The sequence below is a fragment of the Vagococcus xieshaowenii genome, assembly GCF_004792515.1.
Classification (GTDB): Bacteria; Bacillota; Bacilli; order Lactobacillales; family Vagococcaceae; genus Vagococcus_A; species Vagococcus_A xieshaowenii.
Genome location: NZ_CP038865.1, coordinates 1,773,422 through 1,791,685 on the forward strand (window position 1 = coordinate 1,773,422; position 18,264 = coordinate 1,791,685).

Consider the following 18,264-nt stretch of genomic DNA (forward strand, 5'->3'; position numbering starts at 1 on the left):
TGGACAAACGGATTCACTCCTTCTAATTCTCTTTATCTTGTAAGTTTAGCGCATTTTCAAACTTTAATGCTAATTGAATATTTACTTCTTTTTCCACTAAATTCGTGACATATTGTAATAAATCATTGGCTTCAATCAAACGTTGACGATACGTCACCACTAACGGATGCTCTTCAAATTCTTTCATCAATACATCCGCTTTTTTTATGGCTTCACGTTCTGCAATAGGTTTGCCATAATGTGCAAACTTTACTGCTTGTTTCTGTTCATGTTTAATGGCTTCGGCAATCTCTAATAACTTTGGATGATTCTTAGCCTGATCCTCAATTGCTTTATACGCTATAATGATTGGATTCTCAGCTAGCTCTGCTAATAAATCTTGCAACGCGGCTTCAACCGTTTGTTCCATTTGAAATTTATCTGCTTCACTCATGATTTATTCTCCATTATTATCCTCTAAACGGATGATCTTCATTGATTAATCCATTCGTAATTTTCGTTGCTTTTCCTGTTTTATCATTAATATCTATCACACAATATGACAGAATGCCTCGACCATGCTCAACTACTTCAAAACGATGAGGTAAGGCTGTCATAAATTTATTAATAACATTATCACGTTGCATCCCTAAAATTCCATCATATGGTCCCGTCATACCCACATCTGTTAAATACGCTGTCCCTTGTGGTAAAATTCGGGCATCTGAGGTCTGAACATGCGTATGAGTTCCCACAACTGCTGATACTTGGCCATCTAAAAACCAACCAATCGCTTGCTTTTCACTTGTTGTTTCCGCATGAAAATCAACAAAAATAAACGGTGTACGTTTACGTGCTTCAGCTACTAATTCTTCGATTTTTGCAAATGGGTCATCAATTGGTGTCATGAATGTACGTCCTTGTAAGTTAATCACGGCTAGTTCAATTGCATTAACCTTCACATAGACAATCCCTGTTCCTGGTGTACTAGCTTCAGGAAAATTCGCTGGACGAACCATTTTAGGCGCACGGTCGATAAATTCAAAGATTTCTCGATTATCCCATGTATGATTGCCTAACGTTACAACGTCAGCGCCATCTTGTAACAGTTTTTTATAAATTTTCTCAGTAATACCACGACCACCGGCAGCATTTTCGCCGTTCACAATCGTTACCTGAGGTTTTTCTTTTTGTTTTAGTTTTGGGAGATATTCTGTAATTAAGTCTCTTCCTAAAGAACCCACTACATCTCCGACAAATAATATGCGCATTTACGCTTCCTCTTCTCTTTTTATCATCATGTCTTATTTTATCAATAAATCGCCTTAATTAAAAGTAACGTATTTTTTAATGCTACTTATTTTACAAAAAAACAGACTCCTTGAATAAGGAATCTGTTTGAATTCTAACTATTAGGCAACTGTTACGGTTGCTACTTCTTCTTGAGCAGCTACTGCATGCTCGTTAACGGTTGAAACAGCACTTACTTTGTCCATGTTAGTTACGACTACTACAATCGTTGACGTCGTGTTAGTTTCGGCCAATTTAGCTAGATCCATGTTAGCTAATTTAGTTGCCGGTGTAACGGCTTGTCCTTCTGTTACAAATACCTCAAACGGTTCGCCTTTTAATTCTACCGTGTCGATTCCCATATGAACTAAAATTTCTAAACCTTCTTCAGTTTCAATCGTAATTGCATGCTTTGTTGGAAAAACACTCACGACTTTCCCTACTACTGGTGCGAATACTTCTTCCGTTTCAGGTTTTACGGCATAACCATCACCTAACATTTTAGATGAAAAGACACCATCGCCTACTGCTTCCAGTGGAATAGCTGTTCCTTTAGCGACTGCGTGAAATGATACTGTTGTTTCTTTTTTATTTTTTTTGAATAATCCAAACATGATGTTGCCTCCTAATATTTTTTATTCTTTATGATCAGATGATTGTACCTGATTTTTTAAACGTTCAATATGTAACGTTAGATAACCAATTTCCTCGCTAGGAATGTTGAGATGATAATAATGATTGATAGACGATGTCACATCTAAAGCGATTTGATAACTTGCTTCATACTTCGTTTTAACGATATCTAGAACATCTTGATCCATACTATGTAACTTTCCTTGATAGACACGTTCAATCGCGTAACGTAAATGCAAGACCAAACGAGAATAATCTAGACTGTTAGACATTTTTGAAAAATCAATCGCCAAACGCTCACCAATTAGTTCCACCATTTCGGAAACGATGGTCACTTCCCGTAAGCTTTTAGATGGATTGGTTTTACCGTTAATGGCACTATGAAAATGAATCGCAATATACGCGGCTTCATCTAAAGGGAAATCTAAAGAAAAATGTTTCTTCAAACGAGCCACTGCCCACTGTGCTATTCTGAATTCATCCGGATACATGATCTGAATTTCATTCAATAATTTATTTTGCATAATGATGCCTGATTTCATTCTTTCTACCGCAAAAGCAATATGATCGGCTAAGACTAAGTGAATATGTTCGTTCATGTTAAGGTTCAACGCTTTTTCTGCTTCTGCGATAATTTCTTCTGAAATAATAAAAAATTCCGGATGAATATGTTCTAATAGTTGCATCATCTTATTTTTACTTTCATCCGTCACATATACACGTTCCACTTCTTCTGGACGAATCACATCATGACGCTTTCGGGAAAACCCAATCCCTTTACCTGTCACAATCTTATCTTGTCCCTCATCACATACAAGTACAGCATTTTGATTGAATACTTTTAATACTTTCATAAACGTCTCCTTAACTATAAAAAAATAGACACAGAAATAAGAGCTTGTGTTTCTTTTCAAGTTCTTAGTTCCATGCCTAGTATTATCCAGTCACATGTCTAGTATTTAACTAAATTATAAAGGTTTCTGTTCAAAAATCAAGAGATTTTTCATTACTGATTAATCGTTCTCACTAAATGAACTTCCTTACAAAAACCACGAAACGCATTATACACACGTTTAGCACGTGAATAATTTTGACACAAACCAAAAACAGTGGGACCACTACCACTCATTAATGCCGCATCTGCTCCGTATTTAAGCATCTTGTCTTTAATTTCTCTTACCACTGGACGACGCATCATTGTCGCACGTTCCATTGAATTGCCCATCAAACTAATCATTTTATCGTAATCTTGTTCAATGATACTTGCTTTTAAACCTTGAATATCTGGATGTTCAATTCCTCGCATATCAAAATCCGCAAAAATCTTGCGAGTAGAGACACTAAACTGGGGCTTTACAATCACAACCCAACATTGTGGCATCGCTGGAATTGGCTGTACAATTTCACCACGACCAGCTACAAAGGCAGTTGTCCCATGAACACAATACGGGACGTCCGTTCCAACCTGAAAACCAATCGCGCTCATTTCTTCTGTAGTCAAACCGAGATTCCATAACTTGTTAACCCCTCTTAGAACAGCAGCCGCATCACTACTACCCCCGCCAAGTCCAGCAGCTACAGGAATCGTCTTTTTAATTTCAACAGACAGACCTTGTTTAATACCGAATTGCTCTTTTACTAGCGACACTGCTTGATACACATTATTCTTCTCATCCACGGGTAAAAAAGTCGCATTTGTTCGTACGATAATCTGGTCCTTTGGCAATTCATTGATTATTAACTTATCTGCTAAATCGACACTTGCCATAATCATTTCTAGGTCATGATAGCCATCTTCACGCTTACGAAGAACATCTAAGCCTAGATTGATTTTAGCTGGCGCTTTTTCAATGATTTCCATAGCTATCAATCCTTACTAAATTTTATTAAGTTCATGATAACATATTTTAATAGTTGAGAAACTAAAAAAGAGCTTCAAACCAGCACGCTTATAAAAAAATAAACAAAGTGATGACAAAATCATCACTTTGTTTGTGGATTTGGTATTAGCTAGAAGAGACTTGTAGATATTCTGTAGCTTTCAAACAAAAGTTAAAAGCATCCTCAAGCACTTTTCTCAATCCGGCTTTCGGAGGCTACTTTTTTCGACAATATGTTGTGACTCTCAAAAATTGTTGTACCATTTTCGTCGTCCCACGCATATTGCTCAAAAGTAAACCGCCCCCTCAAGCACTTTTCTCAATCCGGCTTTCGGAGGCTACTTTTTTCGACAATATGTTGTGACTCTCAAAAATTGTTGTACCATTTTCGTCGTCCCACGCATATTGCTCAAAAGTAAACCGCTCCTCAAGCACTTTCTAGTTCCGATGCATCTTAAATTCTAAGAATAATTCATTATAAATACTTAGATAATCTAAGCCTAAATCTTCGTAAACTTCTAAATTATTAATGACTTCATCACTTGGATAAAATTGTTCATCGCTAGTGATTTCTTCAGGCATTAAGGCTAAAGCTTTTTTATTTGGTGTAGCATAACCAATATATTCAGCATTTTGTGCCGCATTTTCTGGCTCCAACATGAAATTAATAAAGTCATACGCACCATCAATATTTTTAGCGGTTTTAGGGATTACAATGTTATCAAACCATAGATTAGACCCTTCATTTGGGATCACATAGTGTAAATGTTCATTGCTATCAACCATTTCAGAGGCTTCTCCTGAAAATGTTACCGCAACTGTTGCTTCTTCATTAATCATATACATTTTGATTTCATCAGCAACAATCGCCTTGACACTTCCAGTTAATCGACTTAATTTTTCTGATGCTTGTTTTAATTCCTTATCGTCTGTACTGTTCAATGAGTGACCGTCACTATTCAAGGCTAAGCCCATCACTTCACGAGCCCCATCAATTAACATCAAACTATTATGAACTTCTGGCTTCCACAAGTCATCCCAATGCTGAATATCTTCTTCATTGAATTGTTTATCATTATAAATAATTCCTAGCGTACCCCAGAAATAAGGAATCGAGTATTGATTCCCTGGATCAAAATCTAAATTTAAGAAACGTGGATCGATTTCATCAATCCCTTTGATTTTAGAATAATCTAGAGGATGTAACATCTCTTCTTTCATCATTTTCTGAATCATGTATTCACTTGGAATCGTTAAGTCATAAGACGTTCCACCTTGTTTAATTTTGGTAAACATCGCTTCATTTGAGTCAAATGTTTCATAACTTACTTTATAACCTGTTTCTTGCTCGAATTTCTTAATTAAATCAGGGTCAATGTAGTCTCCCCAGTTATAAATCGTTAAGGTATTGCTACCCGTATGACCTTGTGAGGTACGCATATGACGACCTGTAAAGAAGAGTACTGCAATAATGGCAATAATGCCGATTAAAAGAACTTTTAATTTTTTCATAGTAAGTCAGCCACCTCTTTTTGTTTCTTACCATTCAGACGTTGTTTTTTCGTTGTATTCTCTTGGCTGATGAAATAGTAGCCGGCTACTAACAACATAGAGAATAAGAATAATAACGTACTTAGCGCATTGATTTCTAAACTAATCCCTTGACGCGCACGTGAATAGATTTCAACTGCTAACGTTGAAAAACCGTTACCTGTAACGAAAAAAGTTACCGCAAAATCATCTAATGAATACGTAAAAGCCATGAAATAACCGGCAATAATACCCGGTGTGATGAATGGCACAATCACTTTACGAATAATTTGCCAATTAGTTGCACCCAAGTCTTTGGCGGCATCGACTAATGACGGATTCATTTCTTTTAATTTCGGTAAAACCATTAACACCACAATAGGAATACTAAACGCAACATGGGATAACATAACCGAAAGAAAATTCAAACTAATGCCTAGCATAGTAAAGAAGATTAAAAAACTTGCCCCAATAATAACGTCAGGCGACACCATCAAAATATTGTTTAAACTTAGTAACAAGTTACGACGCTCTACTTTTTTAGTGTAGTAGATCATCATCGCACCAAACGTACCGATTACGGTTGCAATTAACGCAGATAGGAACGCTAATAAGAACGTGTCCGCTACAATTAATAATAAGCGTTTATCTTCGAATAACGCTTGATAATGTTCCCACGTAAAACCTGTAAAACCGTTCATATCACCACCGGCATTAAACGAGTAAAACGTTAAGTAAAAAATAGGTAAATACAAAATCACAAAAACTAAAAGTAAATATAAGTTAGACCACTTGAATGATTTTTTCATTACTTCACTTTCACTCCTTTACGTTTTTTCTCACCGGTTGCCGTCATAATAAGTAGCATCGCAACGATTAATACCACGCCAATCGTCGATCCCATTCCCCAGTTTTGTGTCACCATGAAGTGTTCTTCAATAGCTGTCCCTAGCGTAATCACACGATTACCACCAATCAAACGCGTCAACATGAATAAACTTAACGATGGGATGAATACCGCTTGAACACCACTACGGACTCCGTTCATTGATAGTGGGAAAATTACACGACGAAACGTTTGCCAACTATTAGCTCCTAAGTCACGACTTGCGCTAATTAATGATGGATTCAATTCTTCCAAGGCATTAAAAATAGGGATTACCATAAACGGTATTTCAATATAAGCCGCTACCATGATAAAACTTAAATCAGTAAATAAAATTTGTTGACGTCCAATGCCCATAAAAGATAAAAAGTTGTTCACACTGCCATTAATACTAAAAATCCCAATAAACGCATAAGCTTTCAACAATAAATTAATCCATGTTGGTAAAATAATTAACATAAGCCATAGCTGTTTATGTTTTGTCTTGCTTAATAAATAAGCCGTTGGATAGCTAATAAGTAGTACAACTAGCGTGATTAGACCTGCGTAGATTAACGAATTCAACGTCATACGAAGACTCGTACTCGAGGTGAAATAGTTCTTATAGTTAGCTAGTGTAAAACCGCCACTACTATCTATAAATGAATAATAAACAATCAACAGTACCGGTGCGACAACAAATAATAATAGCCATAATACATAAGGAATAGAATAAACACGTTTTGTATTGGTCACTGTTAGTCCTCCTCTTGCTCGTCATAACTTTCTAGACGGGCATCGAATTCTTCTTCTGTTTCACCAAAACGCATCACGTGAATGTCTTCTGGCTCAAAGTATAACCCGACTTCTTCACCTTCTGTTGCTTTACGCGTTGAATGTACTACCCACTCATTCCCATCCTCGTCATAACAAACAATTTCATAATGAACGCCACGGAATAGTTGCGTATCAACTTTAACTTTTAATTTACCTTTTTCAGTCGTCGTGATAAAAATATCTTCAGGACGTAACACTACTTCTACTGGCTCATTTTTGCGCATCCCGCTATCGGCACATTCGAATTCTTTGCCGACAAATTCTACTAAGTTGTCCTCTTTCATAATTGCTTCAACAATATTACTTTCACCGATAAAGTCCGCCACATAACGGTTAATCGGTTCATCATAAATATCAACAGGTGAGCCACTTTGAACGATTTCCCCTTTATTCATAACAAAAATCTCATCACTCATCGCTAACGCTTCTTCTTGATCATGAGTAACAAAAATAAAGGTGATGCCTAAACGTTTTTGTAATTCACGTAATTCATATTGCATGTCTGTACGTAATTTTAAATCTAGTGCTGATAACGGCTCATCTAATAATAGCACTTCTGGTTCATTGGCTAACGCTCGAGCAATAGCCACACGTTGGCGTTGTCCGCCAGACATTTCACTGATTTCACGATTCTCAAAACCAGTCAATTGAACCATTTTTAATACTTCTGTGACTTTTGCTTCAATCTCTTTTTTCGGCATTTTCTTCAAGCTCAAGCCAAACGCGATATTGTCAAATACATTCAAATGTGGAAATAATGCATAATCCTGAAAAACAGTATTTACTTTACGTTTATTAGCTGGAATATCGTTGACACGCTTGCCTTCTAAACGGATATCTCCTGTATCTGCTTCAATAAACCCTGCAATCAAGCGTAAAATGGTCGTTTTACCACAACCAGATGGGCCTAATAGCGTATAAAATTTCCCTTGCTCAATATCAAAACTCACATCTTTTAAAACGACTTGCCCATCATATTCTTTACGGACATTATGAAAAGTAATAATGTTATTTGACACGTTTTCCAACCTCTTTTCTTATAAATAGGAATCTGTCGCAACTAATAGTAAGCGGCTCGTTCCTTGATAATTATTTTTAATTTGGTGCGTTTCTGTTGCTTGATAATAAATGGTTTCACCTTCACGTGCATAATAACGACGTAGCCCAATTTCAATACATACCTCGCCTTCCATTACATAAGCAAAGGTATCTGAAAGCGATGGATCAAATGCTTTATACTCCCCATGCTCTGACAATGTTAAAAAAATCGGCTCCATATCATTTTCATTCGATTCTGGTACTAACCATTCAATCTGATATTTTTTGTCTTCATCAACAAATGATGTGCGATCTTCTTCTTTATAAACAACCGTTTGTTCCCCTTGTTCTTCATTAAAGAACGTTTGTGGGGTTGATCCTAATACTTCTAATAGCGTAAAAAAAGTTTCCATAGAAGGCGAACTTAGATCGCGTTCTAGTTGACTAATATAGCCTTTCGTCAAATCGGTTCGTTCCCCTAGCTCCTCTTGGGTTAAACCTTTTTGAACACGAAGATTTTTTATTTTTTGGCCAATCTCCATGATAACTCCTCCATTTCCTCCAAAAGTTAAGTGATACTAAACTTCAACTGACAAAAGTTTGCTAAAACTAAACTTCGTGTTTACAATAAGATGATTATACAAGGGTATTGACTATTTTTCAATCGAAAAAACATTCTGGACTCGCTTTTTTTATTTTTTTTTCATATACTAAACATACTAAGAATAGAAACGAGGACAGATCATGATATATACTTGTTTGGAGTATCAAAAGGACGAGCTTTCCGGAAAAATAACACCTGTCTTATCAGAAAAAGATGTAACCGTTTTAAAAGACGGCGAGGTACAAATCAACGTGCATTATTCTAGCGTTAATTTTAAAGATGCTTTAGCCTCTGATCATGCGAAGAATGGTGTGGTTGCTCATTATCCATTAGTGGGTGGTATTGATTTAAGTGGGGAAGTAACCCTCTCAAAGGACGAACGATTTAATGTTGGCGATAAAGTAGTTGTAACAGGTTATGGCTTAGGTGTCTCTCATCCAGGTGGCTACAGCGAAATCGCTCAAGTGCCTGGGGATTGGGTGACCAAATTACCAGATGCGCTTACAACAAAAGAAGCCATGATATATGGGACAGCCGGACTCACAGCGGCTCTTTCAGTTGATGCATTACTAAACAACGGGCTAACTAATAAATCCGATGCACGCATTCTTGTCACCGGAGCAACAGGTGGCGTTGGCAGCACGAGTATTGCCATTCTCCACAAATTGGGCTATCACAATATCACTGCACTCTCTCGCAAAAAAGGAGCCCAAGACGATTATTTAACGCGCATCGGTGCCTCTAAAATAATCACTATCGAAGACCTAACACCTGAAAAAGTCCGTCCTCTAATGAAACAACAATTCGACTTTATTTTGGATGCAGTAGGTGGTGAACAACTAGGTATTCTACTTCCCCAACTTGCATATGGTGGCTGTATCACAGTATGTGGTAACGCGGGTGGTATTAAACTAAACACAACCGTGCTGCCTTTCATTCTGCGTGGCATCTCGATGATAGGTATTGATTCAGTGAATATACCCGCTGAGCATCGTGAACAATTGTGGCATCGCTTATCAAACCAGATGAAGCCTCCTCACTTAAACGAACTAATTAAAGCGACTGTTTCACTATCAGAACTTCCTCAAACATTCCAACAATTATTAGTTGGCACAATAGTAGGTCGTTATTTAGTTAAACTAAAGGATTAATTTAATACCAAAAGACGCTTACATAAGCGTCTTTTTAATTTTTACTCAAGAAATTATCACTCACATTGTTCTGTCGTTCAAATAATGTTATTATTTAGAAACAAAAAGGAGGGCTATATGTCAATTTATCAAAAGTTTATTGAAAACATTAAATTAAGACGTTTCGTCATTTTATTTAGCATAATTTTGTTGCTCTATATTACCCGCTCGTTTATTAGTTACATCTTATTCACATTTATTTTCACGTATTTATTTTTATCTATGAAAAAAATCATTACAAAACGAGTACCTATTCCACCGAAAATCGTGATCTCTGTTTTGTATAGTTTAGTCGTCTTTTTTCTTTATATTGCATTGACTAAATATGTGCCTATTATTATTAATCAGTCTGTTCATTTAATTGAAACGATCAGTGATTTCTATGCAAACGATCAGACCATTAAACATAATAATGTGACCGCTTGGATAATGAACTACTTGAACGAACATAATATTTTTGAGCAGCTTCAAAAAAGCACCTTCGTTATTTTTGATTATTTAACAAGTGTTGGACATTTTACGTTTAAGTTTGTCATGTCATTTGTATTAAGTTTTTTCTATTGTATCGAAGAAGAACGTATGAAAAATTTCTCAAAAAACTTTCTAACTAGCGATTTGGGTTGGTTATTTGAAGATATCTTATATTTTGCCAAGAAATTTATTGGGACTTTTGGTGTGGTGATTGAAGCACAGCTATTTATCGCCATATGCAACACCGTTCTAATGATTATCCCAATGATGCTATTAGGATACGGACAAATTCCTAGTTTGATTTTAATGATTTTCTTGATGAGTTTAGTCCCTGTTGCAGGTGCCATCATTTCAACGATCCCCTTAAGTTTTATTGCGTATTATCAAGGGGGCGTCGACTATGTCTTCTATATGATTTTAATGATTATTATTATTCATTTATTTGAATCTTATTTTCTAAACCCTAAATTCATGTCAAACAGAACACATTTACCTACATTTTATACTTTTGTTATTTTAGTTATTAGTGAACAAGTCTTTGGTATTTGGGGACTGATTGTCGGAATTCCTATTTTCGTATTCTTTTTAGATATTATTAACGTTACTAGGTCTAGTATAAAAAAAGAGACTTAACACCTTAAAATGACAAATTATTAATTAATAAAAACAACCAATTGCCATATTAGATGGCAATTGGTTGTTTTTTAATATACATTATATATATGGTATGATTAATATAATAAGGAGGCTCGGAAATTATGAAACACTTATTGCAAGAACGTATAAATAAGATGCTTATGATGATTTATGAAAATGATGTTATCCCCCTCAAAGATATTATGATGAAATTTAATATCTCCGACAGAACCGTAAGAAATGATATTAAAGAGTTAAATGAGTATTTAAGTCCTTATGGAGCAAAAATTATCCTATTAAGAAAAAAAGGCTATACCATTGAATCAAAACAATCTTTAGATACTCTTTATCACGATATTAGTCAATATGAACAACTCAATTTATCTATTGACTCATTAGAGAATCGTGTTTTTTTAGTTATCACTTATTTGTTGAGCAAAAAAACATATGCGTCAGCTAATGAACTATGTCGTGTCGTGTACGTAAGTCCATCTACTATGACAAGTTATTTACGTTCGATTAAAGAAAGCATCCAACCGTTTAAATTAAAACTTATTTCTAAAAATAATGCTGGGTATAAAATATCTGGATCTGAGAAAAATATTAGACGTTACATAATTGAACGCTTAATTAATAAAAATGACCCCAACTATATGACCACGTTTTCCGCCTTTGAAGTCAAACTTCTTGAACACGTTGATTTAGAAATGCTTTATACAACTAGCTTAACGTTTTTCCCACCTGAAACTTATCCATTTAGTGACTATTCAAGAAAAAATTTTATTATTCAACTGGCTATTATGATGAATCGATTAATTCAGGGTCATTTTCTTAGCACTTCACCTGAAGAAAAAATTCTCACAAATTTTAGCAATCATTCCCTAACTCACTTTCTTAATGAACTAGAAGAACAGTACCAAATTACCATTGGAAAAGATGATCGTCACTGGCTACTTTCTAAATTATTACCAGAATTGATGACCGTAAAGGACCATCATTCTGATAGTACACCATTTTCCGTCTTAGTAACTGAATTTCTTAAAACGATTAAAAAACAGTCGCAATTAAATTTCACATCTGATAAGTTATTAATTAATGATTTAAACAATCACTTCTCTAGGTATTTACCTATTAAATCTAACAACCTGAACAAACCGAATCCACTATTACCTTTTATTAAAAAAAGATACGCTTACGCCTATAAAATTTGTACAGACGCAGTTAAAGGTCTTTCTTCATTTGATAGATTTAAGTTGAATGAACATGATATTGGTTACTTAGCTCTTCATATCACTACTGCACTTGAACGTCGAAGAAAAGTATCGCCACCTAAAATCAACATTATAATTCTTTGTAGCCAAGGCTTTTCTACTAGTCGCTTAATTGAGACGAAAATAAAACAATACTTTTCAGATCGAATAGAAATCACCAATACGTTATCTTATGCCGAATTCAAATCTAGACCTCCCGATACTACCGACTTAATCGTCTCTACTGTCCCTATAAAATGTTCAAATATTCCTGTTTTTTATTTTGATTTGTTACATTTAAATAAAAGTCTAGCATTGTTAGAAGAGCAATTAAATAAACAAACCAAACAACAAGACGTATTGAATCATTTATTTCATCCGGCTGATTTTTTTTATGTCACAAAATATTTTTCAAAGGCAAAAAGCATCTATTATTTATTGGAAAACTACTTGTCTAATAAGTCCGAAGCCAAACGTATGGCACACATTATGATGGCTAGAGAAAATACTAATCCGACAAATATCAGCTCGTTCCTTGCTATCCCGCACATTATGGATGACACATTTGAAAAATCAAAGATTTTGACCTTAATAACAGACCAACCTATTAAATGGGATAGCCAAAATACTGTCAATGTGGTGTTTATGATGTTAATTTCCAATAAAGATTCCTCACTAATTCAAACATTTATGGAATGGATAAACAACCTATTAGCGAATCATTCCATGCAAGAACAACTTAGCTATTGCCAAACATTCGACGACTTTCTTGACGTCCTAAGAGAACATCAAGAAAAGGATCTGTGACAAACATTAGTCACAGATCCTTCGTTCTTGAAGCCAAACGCTTTTGTCATAATCTCTTTTTCATACTTTCTAGTTAAGTGTTGCTACTAGTTCATTGGCACGTCGTTTGCCGTTGGCACCTTGGCCTTCAATGCGTAATGAACGCCCGTCTCCTTCATAATTCAAGAAAACTTCTATATAGTCAATCGGCAATTCATCTCGTAAATTATTGCCCCACTCCATAATAACCACACCATCTTGTTCAAAGTATTCTTCTAAGCCAAAACTTTCACCCTCGCCTTGGCCTAAACGATAAACATCCATATGATAAAGTGGTAAACGTCCGTTGGTATATTCCCTCACGATAGTATACGTTGGACTTTTAATCATTTGAGTAATGCCAAGTCCTAATGCAATCCCTTTAGTTATCGTCGTTTTACCAGCACCTAATTCACCTGTTAAAACTAGTACGTCACCCGCTTGAAGTTGTTCACCGATTACCTGACCACCCCTCAACATCTCGTCTTCATTTTTTAAATACTTTTCCATAACCATTCCCTATCCTTATTTAAGATTCACCCTCATTGTACCTCAATACAAACCAAAAGGCACTTCTTCTTTTTAGTTAAATTTTAACTAGCATTAACTCTAATCACTCGTTAAAAGGAACTTCTATTAACCAAAAATGCCAACGATTTCACATCGTTGGCATTTTATTTATTCTTTGAGTGATTGAACGATTGCTTACTTAATTATTTATCCATTAAATATTGTGCAGCTGTAATAATCGCTAATTTGTAAACATCTTCTTCGTTACATCCACGAGATAAATCAGAAATAGGTTTGTTTAAGCCTTGTAAGATTGGTCCTACTGCTTCGAACCCACCGAAACGTTGCGCAATTTTGTAGCCAATGTTTCCTGATTGAATTTCAGGGAATACATAAACAGTTGCTTTACCAGCAACTTCTGATTCAGGTGCTTTTTGAGCACCTACAGATGGTACAAACGCAGCGTCGAATTGTAATTCGCCATCAATTTGGTATTGAGGTGCTAATTCTTGCGCGATTTTTGTTGCTTCAGCAACTTTGGTTACTTCTTCTGAAGCTGCTGAACCTTTAGTTGAGAAGCTTAACATGGCAACACGTGGTTCGATATCAAACATTTCAGCTGTACGAGCACTTTCAACTGCAATTTCACCTAATGCTTGTGCATCTGGGTTGATGTTAATTGCACAGTCAGAGAAGACATATTTTTCTTCTCCACGAATCATTAAAAATGCACCACTTGTACGGCTAACGCCTGGTTTTGTTTTGATGATTTGTAATGCTGGTCGTACTGTATCACCTGTAGAATGAATTGCGCCACTTACCATGCCGTCTGCGATACCCATGTGTACTAACATAGTACCAAAGTAGTTAGGATCTAATAATGTTGTGCGTGCTTGGTCTTCTGTTGCTTTACCGTTACGACGCTCAACAAATGATGCCACCATCTCTTCAAATTTGTAGTAAGACGTTGGGTCAATCACTGTTAATTTAGAAGCATCCCAACCATTTTCACTTGCTACTGTATTGATAGCTTCTGGTGAACCAACTAATACAGGTTCTACCACTTCATCATTTTTCAAACGAATAGCTGCCCCTAATACACGTACATCTGTTGCTTCTGGGAAAACGATTTTTACATCTTTACCTTTAACTTTTGCTGTTAGATTAATTAAAATATCCAATTGAATTTCCTCCATTCAGTATTATCTCTTTTTATAATACAACGTATTCAATAAAAAATACAGATTTTGATATGGAAATTTAGTCGTTTTAATAAGAATCCTCTATTTTTGCTCATTTTTTAATAAAACAGTTTCATTGCTAAAATATAACAGCTAGATTTCCCAATTAATTGGCGCTTGTCCCCATGATTTTAATTGGTTATTAATAGACGAATAAGGTTTTGATCCAAAGAAACCACGATAAGAAGATAATGGACTTGGGTGTGGTGCGGTCAAAATGACATGTTTATTTTTATTAATGAAACGTTTTTTAACTTGCGCTTGCTTACCCCATAGTACGAAAATGATAGGCTCTTCTCGCTCACCTAATTGTCTAATAACTGCATCAGTGAATCGTTCCCAACCTTTACCACTATGTGAATTAGCTTTTCCTGCTTCAACCGTTAACACTGTATTTAATAAAAAGACGCCTTGTTGTGCCCAGGAGGTTAAGTTACCATTCTCCCCTAACAATAAAAGGTCTAAATCATCTTCTAATTCTTTAACCATATTTCTTAATGAAGGTGGACGAGTGACACCTTCTTTCACAGAAAAACTCAGTCCATGGGCTTGATTTTCACCATGATATGGGTCTTGTCCCAAAATTACCACACGAACATCATTAAAAGGCGTTAAGTTAAACGCTGTAAATACTTCATCAATTGGCGGATATATGGTAGATGTATCATAAGCGTGTGTCACAAATTGCCATAACTCTTTAAAATAATCCTGGGATAATTCATCCTCTAAACGTTCTTGCCACTTTTTATCTAACGTAAGTTCCATTAAATCACGTCCTTTCGTTTACTCAAGCATACAAAATCATGCGTCATCTTGCAAATGTAGTAAAACACTAACCTTGATGATTTATTGTGCGTTTTTTCGTATGCCTATCTCTTTTATGGTAAAATAGAGGATAAGAAGACGTTTAGGAGGACATAATATGATTCAATTAATAGCATCAGATATGGATGGCACTCTTTTAGGCCAAAAAATGGAGGTTTCTGCCGAAAATGTTGCGGCAATTCGCTATGCTACAGAGCAAGGCGTCAAATTTGTCATTGCAACTGGTCGTAATTACGCAGAAGCTATCACGCCTTTAACCGAAGCAGGAATTGAATGCCCTATCATTTCAGCCAATGGCGCTCAAGCGTTTGACGAAACAGGGAATGAATTATTTACGATTGAAATTGCTAAAGAAACAGCTAAAGATATTATGAAGGCACTAAATCATGACCGTGTATACTATGAGATTTGTACACAAAATAGTGTGTACACCAATAACATGGCAAAACGTGTTGAAAACATGGCGATTCACGTCGCTCATCAAATTCCTCACTTAACATTCAAAATGGCACTTGCGATGGCTTCAGCACAGCTTCATGAGTTACCAGTAACACCGATTGATAGTTTTGATGAATTGATTGATAATCCTGAACATAAAATCTTGAAATTCATTGCCTTTTCACATGATGAAGCAAAAGTGTTAAGTCCTATTCGTGAAGCAATTGAAGCATTAGATGATGTCGTCGTTACGTCATCATATCCCAATAATATCGAAATTAATCACCAAAACGCGCAAAAAGGCATTGCGGTAAAACAATTAGCTGACCAATTGAATATCCCCTTAGAACAAGTTATGACAATTGGGGATAATTTCAATGACTTAAGTATGCTAGCTATTGCTGGTGTGAGTTTTGCTATGGGAAATGCTGAACAAGATGTCAAAGAAACAGCTAAATATATCACCGATTTAAATACTGAAAGCGGCGTAGGAAAAGCCATTAGACGAGCAATCGACGAAAATTTATAAGCTTGAGGTGAAAAAAATGGGACATTACTACATTCAAGAAAACATGCTAGCTACTAATACACCAACTGTTGTGAAAGATGAATCCGGCAAACAGTGTTACTTAATAGTTGGAAAATGGGGATCTAAGGGTGATGTCCTGTCTATTTTTACTATGAAAAATGAATTAATTGTCCATATTAAACAGGAATCTTTCGGTATGAGAGCTAATAATCATTTTTCAATCTACTTTGAACAAAAAAAAATAGCCACCTTGAAACATCTTTTGTCCTTTAAACGAGATTATTATTTTGTGACGCAATTATCTTGGTTAGTGACAGGAAACATTCCCAAGCACCAATACAAAATTTATCAATTTAATCAAACGATAATGAAAATGAATAAGACGTATCTTGCTCAGGGAAACTTTTATGAATTAGAGATTTCAAAAGATGAATTTGTGCCAATTTGTCTTGGTATTGCTTGCCTTTTAGACTACTGGCAACTTAATCGTTCAAAAGAACTACAACCCGTTCTAGCTAAAAACAAACTAGGATGGGCTTACAAGTTGAATCTCTTCAAAGATTAAATCTATTTATTCTTAAAAAAAGAAAATTTATGTTAAAATGAGAACATTATCAATACTATTTCACTAGGAGGTTCGCATGGCAATTCACTCCATATGGGAAAAATTTCCAGAACTACAACAAGAATTATTACAAACTCAAAAAATTATGAATCAAGAAGTGACGATTCGAAATAAGGAAATCTCTCGTGCCTTGCAATCTTTCTTTGCCAATGGTGGAAAGCTTTTAAGACCAGCCTTTTTCTTACTCTTCAGTAAATTCGGCGAAGTACCTTCTGAAAAGCGTAAATTTCAATATGCAGCTGCGATTGAAATTTTGCACGCCGCAACGTTAGTTCACGATGATATAATTGACGACGCACCTGTCCGTCGTAATATGGAAACTATCCAATCTTTATACGGCAAGGATGTCGCTGTTTATACGGGGGACTTTTTATTTACTGTCTATTTCCAATTGGTGACACAAGCAACACGCGATTACAAAACACTTGATTTCAACGCAAAAAATATGCGTCATATTCTAATTGGGGAATTAGATCAAATGCATTTACGACATAACCCCGATATTACAGTGAAAGAATATCTCCGCCATGTCAAAGGTAAAACCGCTCAATTATTCCAATTGAGTTGTGCAGAAGGCGCTCGTTTTGCTGGATGCTCAAAAATGACGCAATTACGTGCATATCGTATTGGCCATGATATTGGAATGGCGTTTCAAATTTTAGATGATATTTTAGACTTCACGGCTGATGAATCAGTCCTACAAAAGCCCGTCCTTGAAGATATTCAAAACGGGAATTATACGCTCCCACTTATCTTAGCGATGAGAAATAATCGCGAAGCGTTTGACTGCCTTCGCACAAAAGACGTATTATCTGAAGAAGATGTCAAAAGTGTTTTAGCCAACATCAAAACCTATAACGGGATTAGTCAAGCACAACAAATGGCCAAACGTTATACGGATAGTGCGTTAAAAGAAATCAACAAACTACCAAATATCCCTGCTAAATCTATCTTAATAGAAATGACGCAACAGTTACTTCAACGAGATTATTAATAGGTGCTATTTTAAGTTCAACTAGTTCATGGACTGCGACCGAAACGGGAACAGTCCTTTTGTTTTATAAATTT

19 protein-coding genes are annotated in these 18,264 nt (G+C 35.7%); 6 read left to right on the top strand and 13 right to left on the bottom strand.

All coding sequences use genetic code 11. From position 1 onward, the window contains the following. Positions 1–22: 22 nt before the first annotated feature. The 10 genes from E4Z98_RS08550 to E4Z98_RS08595 form a co-directional block, all read right to left on the bottom strand. The gene (locus E4Z98_RS08550) at positions 23–433 is read right to left on the bottom strand and encodes a YlbF family regulator (RefSeq protein ID WP_425330222.1); all 411 of its coding nucleotides are present in this window, start codon (positions 431–433) and stop codon (positions 23–25) included. Between the two features lie 16 nt (positions 434–449). After that, the gene (locus E4Z98_RS08555; protein ID WP_135255192.1) at positions 450–1,250 is read right to left on the bottom strand and encodes a TIGR00282 family metallophosphoesterase; all 801 of its coding nucleotides are present in this window, start codon (positions 1,248–1,250) and stop codon (positions 450–452) included. A gap of 141 nt (positions 1,251–1,391) precedes the next feature. After that, a complete protein-coding gene (locus E4Z98_RS08560) occupies positions 1,392–1,883 on the bottom strand; it encodes a PTS sugar transporter subunit IIA (RefSeq protein ID WP_135255191.1) in 492 nt (163 codons plus the stop codon). Between the two features lie 21 nt (positions 1,884–1,904). After that, positions 1,905–2,756, bottom strand: a complete 852-nt coding sequence (locus E4Z98_RS08565) for a PRD domain-containing protein (RefSeq protein WP_135255190.1) — start codon at positions 2,754–2,756, stop codon at positions 1,905–1,907. Between the two features lie 152 nt (positions 2,757–2,908). Beyond that, the gene (gene ispE / locus E4Z98_RS08570; RefSeq protein WP_135255189.1) at positions 2,909–3,763 is read right to left on the bottom strand and encodes a 4-(cytidine 5'-diphospho)-2-C-methyl-D-erythritol kinase; all 855 of its coding nucleotides are present in this window, start codon (positions 3,761–3,763) and stop codon (positions 2,909–2,911) included. Between the two features lie 457 nt (positions 3,764–4,220). Next, a complete protein-coding gene (locus E4Z98_RS08575; RefSeq protein WP_135255188.1) occupies positions 4,221–5,294 on the bottom strand; it encodes an ABC transporter substrate-binding protein in 1,074 nt (357 codons plus the stop codon). Beyond that, positions 5,291–6,121, bottom strand: coding sequence for an ABC transporter permease (locus E4Z98_RS08580; protein WP_135255187.1), 831 nt, complete (start codon positions 6,119–6,121; stop codon positions 5,291–5,293). Before E4Z98_RS08580 ends, E4Z98_RS08575 begins: the two co-directional genes overlap by 4 nt. Next, on the bottom strand, positions 6,121–6,933 hold the full coding sequence (locus E4Z98_RS08585) for an ABC transporter permease (protein ID WP_135255186.1): 813 nt from the start codon (positions 6,931–6,933) through the stop codon (positions 6,121–6,123). The genes E4Z98_RS08580 and E4Z98_RS08585 overlap by 1 nt, the downstream gene beginning before the upstream one ends. 2 nt (positions 6,934–6,935) lie before the next feature. Beyond that, complete coding sequence (locus E4Z98_RS08590) at positions 6,936–8,033, bottom strand: ABC transporter ATP-binding protein (protein WP_135255185.1); 1,098 nt, start codon at positions 8,031–8,033, stop codon at positions 6,936–6,938. An 18-nt stretch (positions 8,034–8,051) separates the two neighbouring features. Beyond that, on the bottom strand, positions 8,052–8,594 hold the full coding sequence (locus tag E4Z98_RS08595; RefSeq protein ID WP_135255184.1) for a helix-turn-helix domain-containing protein: 543 nt from the start codon (positions 8,592–8,594) through the stop codon (positions 8,052–8,054). Positions 8,595–8,796: 202 nt separating this feature from the next. On the opposite strand from E4Z98_RS08595, the gene E4Z98_RS08600 reads away from it, so the two are divergent. The 3 genes from E4Z98_RS08600 (at position 8,797) to E4Z98_RS08610 (ending at position 13,010) form a co-directional block, all read left to right on the top strand. After that, the gene (locus tag E4Z98_RS08600; protein WP_135255183.1) at positions 8,797–9,807 is read left to right on the top strand and encodes an acrylyl-CoA reductase family protein; all 1,011 of its coding nucleotides are present in this window, start codon (positions 8,797–8,799) and stop codon (positions 9,805–9,807) included. A 117-nt stretch (positions 9,808–9,924) separates the two neighbouring features. Beyond that, positions 9,925–10,950 carry an AI-2E family transporter gene (locus E4Z98_RS08605; RefSeq protein WP_135255182.1) on the top strand — a complete coding sequence of 342 codons (1,026 nt, stop codon included), beginning with the start codon at positions 9,925–9,927 and terminating at the stop codon, positions 10,948–10,950. Between the two features lie 125 nt (positions 10,951–11,075). Continuing rightward, on the top strand, positions 11,076–13,010 hold the full coding sequence (locus E4Z98_RS08610; protein ID WP_135255181.1) for a BglG family transcription antiterminator: 1,935 nt from the start codon (positions 11,076–11,078) through the stop codon (positions 13,008–13,010). A gap of 69 nt (positions 13,011–13,079) precedes the next feature. Here the strand turns inward: E4Z98_RS08610 and tsaE are convergent, their stop codons facing one another. From tsaE to E4Z98_RS08625, 3 genes are all read right to left on the bottom strand, one after another. Beyond that, complete coding sequence (gene tsaE, locus E4Z98_RS08615) at positions 13,080–13,538, bottom strand: tRNA (adenosine(37)-N6)-threonylcarbamoyltransferase complex ATPase subunit type 1 TsaE (RefSeq protein ID WP_135255180.1); 459 nt, start codon at positions 13,536–13,538, stop codon at positions 13,080–13,082. Between the two features lie 203 nt (positions 13,539–13,741). After that, complete coding sequence (gene pta, locus E4Z98_RS08620; protein ID WP_135255220.1) at positions 13,742–14,719, bottom strand: phosphate acetyltransferase; 978 nt, start codon at positions 14,717–14,719, stop codon at positions 13,742–13,744. A 153-nt stretch (positions 14,720–14,872) separates the two neighbouring features. Next, positions 14,873–15,544 (bottom strand): uracil-DNA glycosylase, encoded by a 672-nt coding sequence (locus tag E4Z98_RS08625; RefSeq protein WP_135255179.1) that lies wholly within the window; start codon positions 15,542–15,544, stop codon positions 14,873–14,875. Between the two features lie 157 nt (positions 15,545–15,701). On the opposite strand from E4Z98_RS08625, the gene E4Z98_RS08630 reads away from it, so the two are divergent. From E4Z98_RS08630 to E4Z98_RS08640, 3 genes are all read left to right on the top strand, one after another. Then, on the top strand, positions 15,702–16,571 hold the full coding sequence (locus tag E4Z98_RS08630) for a Cof-type HAD-IIB family hydrolase (RefSeq protein WP_135255178.1): 870 nt from the start codon (positions 15,702–15,704) through the stop codon (positions 16,569–16,571). 16 nt (positions 16,572–16,587) lie between these two features. Beyond that, complete coding sequence (locus E4Z98_RS08635) at positions 16,588–17,136, top strand: LURP-one-related/scramblase family protein (protein WP_135255177.1); 549 nt, start codon at positions 16,588–16,590, stop codon at positions 17,134–17,136. Between the two features lie 76 nt (positions 17,137–17,212). Next, complete coding sequence (locus E4Z98_RS08640; RefSeq protein ID WP_135255176.1) at positions 17,213–18,190, top strand: polyprenyl synthetase family protein; 978 nt, start codon at positions 17,213–17,215, stop codon at positions 18,188–18,190. Positions 18,191–18,264 lie beyond the last annotated feature (74 nt).